Source organism: uncultured Thiodictyon sp., assembly GCF_903828115.1.
GTDB lineage: Bacteria > Pseudomonadota > Gammaproteobacteria > Chromatiales > Chromatiaceae > Thiodictyon.
In genome coordinates, this window is record NZ_CAIKKU010000580.1 from 1 (window position 1) to 3,971 (window position 3,971).

Below are 3,971 nucleotides of genomic sequence, written 5' to 3' on the forward strand. Positions count from 1 at the left end.
CCGGGCGGCGATGTCGCGGGTGACGCGGGCGGCGTGGCGGCTGGGGTCGAGGCTCAAGGGATCGAGCCAGAGGGCGCGCAGGCGGGCGCGGATCTCAGGGCGGCGGAGATCCTCCAGACGGATGCGGTGCGAGCGCGGGTCCGGGTAGGGGATGTAGGCCCCGCCGCTGCGGCTGAACTCGCTGTAGAGTTCGATGCTGCGCCCCACGTCGACCACCACGACGAAGGGCGGGCGGCCCTCCGGCGGCGGCAGGGCGCGCACATACTGCACCGCCTGGCCATGGGCGCGCAGCATGGCCTTGTCCCAGCCGCCGGTGTCGAGTGTCAGGCCGGTCTGTTTGCACTCCAGCACATAGCAGGCGCGCCGATACAGGTCGATGAAGCCTTGGCTCTGGATACCGTCGCCGTGCTGGAAGATGACCCGGTGCTCGAAGCAATAGGCGTTGTCTTCACGGTCGCCGCGCGCCGGGTCCGGCTGGGGGAGGGCGAGCAGGGTGCACAGCTCGGTCAGGAAGAGCTGGTAGTTGGCCCGCTCGGTGCCGGTGGCGGCGGACCAGCGGGCGATGAAGGCGTCGATGAGGGCGGGGGCGAGGCCGTCGTTGGGGGGCGGGTCGTCGCGGGCGGTGTCGTCCATGGGTCGGGCTCTCGGGGCGCGGGGGACTGGTTGGTCGTGGATGCTAACCGGGGTGGCGCCTATTCACCAACTCCCGTGCGTTCGACCAGGGGCCTTGCGCCCAACCGGAGGTCGACGCTTTAGCGGGAGGGCCGCCCGCTGAAGCGTCGACCTCCAGTTGTGCTGTGTCATGGCCGTGACACTCGCTGCCCGCTGACTGAAATCGCTGGGACAGTCGCGGGCCAGCGCCGGGGCGCGCGCCGCGCACGAAGGCGCCGCGCGGGGTGGCCGGCAGTCGCCGGACCCGCGTCGGGACACCGCTGCCTGCCGTCCCGACCCGCCGGGCCGGATTCCGGCATGTTTACTGCTGTTATGCCGGACGACTGCCGGAGCACCCCGAACCGGGGGCTGCCGGTCGGCTGACCACGCCACACCTTGGGGAACCCTTGAGCATCGACTTCATCACCGATCATCTGGCCGTCGGCGGGCGGGACGAGGCCCAGGCGCCGGGGCTGCTGCGCGCGGCCGGGATCGGGTTCGTGCTCAGTCTGGCCCCGGTGGCGGTCACGGGTCCGCGCCAGGTCTATCTCGCGGTCGCCGATCGGGAACCCCTACCGGGGGCAACTATCGCGCAAGCGGTGGGGCTGATCGCGGCGCAGATCGCCGTCGGCCGCCGCGTGCTAGTCCATTGTCAGATGGGTATCTCGCGCTCGCCGGCGATTGCGGTGTGCTACCTGCGCCAGTGCCGCGGGCTGACCATCCCGCGCGCGCTGGCCGCGGTGGTGCGCGCCCGACCGCAGGCGCAGCCCCACCCGGCCCTGCTCGACTCCATTTACGCGCATTTCGATGACGAGGGGCCGATCGCGGCCTCCGCCAGCGACTCACCGCGCCCACCCGCACCAACCCGGCCGGCATGAGCGCGCCCCCCGCCCGGCCCCCGGTCGACCTGTCGGCGAACGAGAACCCGCTCGGCCCCTCGCCTAAGGCGCTGGCCGCGCTGGCGGCGGCCATGGGCGGGCTGCACCGCTACCCGGACCGTGCCTGCACCCGGCTGAAGGCGGCACTGGCCCTGCGCCTGGGGGTGAGCGCGCGGCAGATCGCAATCGGCAACGGCTCCTGCGAGGTCCTGGATCTCGCCGTGCGCGGCCTGATTGCGCCGGGTGAGAAGGTCATCCTGGGCACGCCCGGCTTCCCCGCCTACCGCGGGGCGGTCCGCCGGGCCGGCGGGCAGGCGGTGCTGGTGCCGGCCCGGGACTACCGCGACGACCTGACGGCCATGCTGGGGCAGATCGACTCCCGCACACGACTGCTGGTGCTGGGCAACCCGGGCAATCCGACCGGCACCCTGATCGGGCGCACGGCCCTGCTCGCGTTTCTCGATCGGCTGCCGGCGGGGGTCACCCTGATCCTGGACGAGGCCTATCGCGACTTCGTCGCCGACGCGTCACTGCCGGACGCCGTGGACCTGTTGCAGGCCGGTCGGCCGGTCGTCGCCCTGCGCTCGTTCTCCAAGGTGCACGGCCTGGCCGGGCTGCGCGTGGGCTATGCCGTCGCGACCCCGGACCTGATCGCGCGCATGCAGGCCGAGCATCAGCAGTTCAACACCAATACGCTGGCCCAGGCGGCGGCGCTCGCGGCCCTGGAGGACGAGGCGCACGTCGCGGCCACGATCGAACTCAATCGCCGCGGTCGGGAGGAACTCTTCGCGGGGCTGGCGGCGCGCGGGTTCGACCCGGTGCCCTCGCAGGCCAATTTCGTGCTGGTGCGGGTCGGCGACGGCGCCGGGCTGGTCCTGCGCCTCGCGGCCCAGGGCGTGCTGGTCAAGGAACTCGGGCGTTACGGCCTCGACGACCACATCCGCGTCAGTTGCGGCCGGGCGCCGGACCACGCGCGCTTCTTCGCCGCGCTGGATGCGGTCTGGCCGCCGCGGGGCGGGAACGGCTGGAACACCCGGCGTGGGACGCACCTTGCCCTGGACGGCGATCTTTTTTCGGCAAATAAACGCTATTAGGGAATATTCTGAGCACCGTTGTCGTTGTCGTTGTCGTTGTCGTAATCGAGGTTATCGTATTGCCCCGGATTCCCTCGCACGCCAAGTTGCAGCGATTCTCCGATTACGACAACGACAACGACAACGAAAACCACCGATCGCGTTTAACTTGTTCTTGACTCGTTACGGATCTTTCTCGACCACCTGCCGCACCCCGGCCGGCGGCTACCGAAAACTGATGGCGGAGGTTGATGCAATGGTCTTGATGATGGCCCCCGGGGGCACCGAGGAGATGGCGAAGGCCGTGCTGGACGAGGGCGCGGAGGCCGTCTATGTCGGCGTGATGGGCTGGTCGCGGCGCGGCTCGCTCTTCGAGATGTCGGACGACCAGATTCGCCGGGTCATCGACTACGCGGCGGCGCGCGGCAAGGAGGTGCGCATCGTGGTCAACACCATGCCCAGTTCCACCGAGGTGCCGATGTTCATCGAACACGTGCGCCGGTATTCGGACTGGGGCGCGCAGGGCTTCATGGTCAGCGACATCGGCTGTATGCGGCTGTTGCGCGACCTGGTGCCCGCGGCCCAGGTGCATACCAGCGTCGGCTGCGGCATCACCAATGTCGAGGACGTGCGCTTCCTGGCCGAGATGGGCGCGACCTATGTGGTGCTCCCCTATCGGCTCAGCGTCGCGGAGATCGCCGAGATTACCGCGACCACCGGCGTCGGCATTGAGGTCTTCCTCTTCAAGACCCCCTCGGGCGGCAAGATCTGTCCCGGCAAGTGCATGATGTCGAGCTATTTCTCATTCAAGCGCGAACTCGACGAGCACGGCAAGGACCAGTTCTACGGCTCCGCCAGCCGCGGCGGGGACTGTCTGCGGGTCTGTCAGACGCCCTGGCAATTGAACTGCGGCGGGACCTCCCTGATCGAGGACCTGACCATCAAGAGCAACCCGGCGCTCTGGCTCGACGAGCTGCCGGCCTATCTGGGGGCGGGCGTGAACTGCCTGAAGGTGCCCGGACGCGACCGCTCCACCGAGCTGGTGCGGGGGCTCACCCGGCTCTACCGCCGCGCGCTCGATCGTATTCTGGCGAGCGACCACCCGGACCTCACTGATTTGCGCGAGCCGCTGGAGGAGTTTCGCCGCCGCTGGCGCGCCGAGCGCGGGCAGCGCGATACCCGTCTCATCGGTCAGGCCGAGACCTATGCCGCCGACGCCCGGGCGGCCTGAGTCACGACAAGAACAAGTTAAACATAAACACGATCGTTGTCGTTGTCGTTGTCGTAGTCGTAATCGGAGAATCGCTGCAACTTGGCGTGCGAGGGAATCCGGGGCACTACGATAACCTCGATTACGACAACGACAACG

At 69.2% G+C, this 3,971-nt stretch carries 5 protein-coding genes; 3 read left to right on the forward strand and 2 right to left on the reverse strand.

What is annotated here, in order from left to right:
• The coding region (locus QZY48_RS21905; protein ID WP_366929749.1) for a type IIL restriction-modification enzyme MmeI at positions 1-633 on the reverse strand (633 nt) is incomplete at its 3' end.
• A 425-nt stretch (positions 634-1,058) separates the two neighbouring features.
• On the opposite strand from QZY48_RS21905, the gene QZY48_RS21910 reads away from it, so the two are divergent.
• Both QZY48_RS21910 and QZY48_RS21915 read left to right on the forward strand, forming a co-directional pair.
• Positions 1,059-1,529, forward strand: coding sequence for a dual specificity protein phosphatase (locus QZY48_RS21910; protein ID WP_295435136.1), 471 nt, complete (start codon positions 1,059-1,061; stop codon positions 1,527-1,529).
• On the forward strand, positions 1,526-2,623 hold the full coding sequence (locus tag QZY48_RS21915) for a histidinol-phosphate transaminase (protein ID WP_295435138.1): 1,098 nt from the start codon (positions 1,526-1,528) through the stop codon (positions 2,621-2,623). The genes QZY48_RS21910 and QZY48_RS21915 overlap by 4 nt, the downstream gene beginning before the upstream one ends.
• Here the strand turns inward: QZY48_RS21915 and QZY48_RS21920 are convergent.
• Positions 2,620-2,757 carry a hypothetical protein gene (locus QZY48_RS21920; protein ID WP_295435139.1) on the reverse strand — a complete coding sequence of 46 codons (138 nt, stop codon included), beginning with the start codon at positions 2,755-2,757 and terminating at the stop codon, positions 2,620-2,622. The genes QZY48_RS21915 and QZY48_RS21920 overlap by 4 nt on opposite strands.
• A 101-nt stretch (positions 2,758-2,858) precedes the next feature.
• On the opposite strand from QZY48_RS21920, the gene QZY48_RS21925 reads away from it, so the two are divergent.
• Positions 2,859-3,833 (forward strand): peptidase U32 family protein, encoded by a 975-nt coding sequence (locus QZY48_RS21925; protein WP_295435141.1) that lies wholly within the window; start codon positions 2,859-2,861, stop codon positions 3,831-3,833.
• The last annotated feature ends 138 nt before the right edge of the window (positions 3,834-3,971 follow it).

Excerpts from the sequence above, each read along its gene's own strand:
- QZY48_RS21915 (WP_295435138.1), top strand. The coding sequence starts at position 1,526 with ATGAGCGCGCCCCCCGCCCGGCCCCCGGTCGACCTGTCGGCGAACGAG.
- QZY48_RS21925 (WP_295435141.1), top strand. The coding sequence starts at position 2,859 with ATGGTCTTGATGATGGCCCCCGGGGGCACCGAGGAGATGGCGAAGGCC.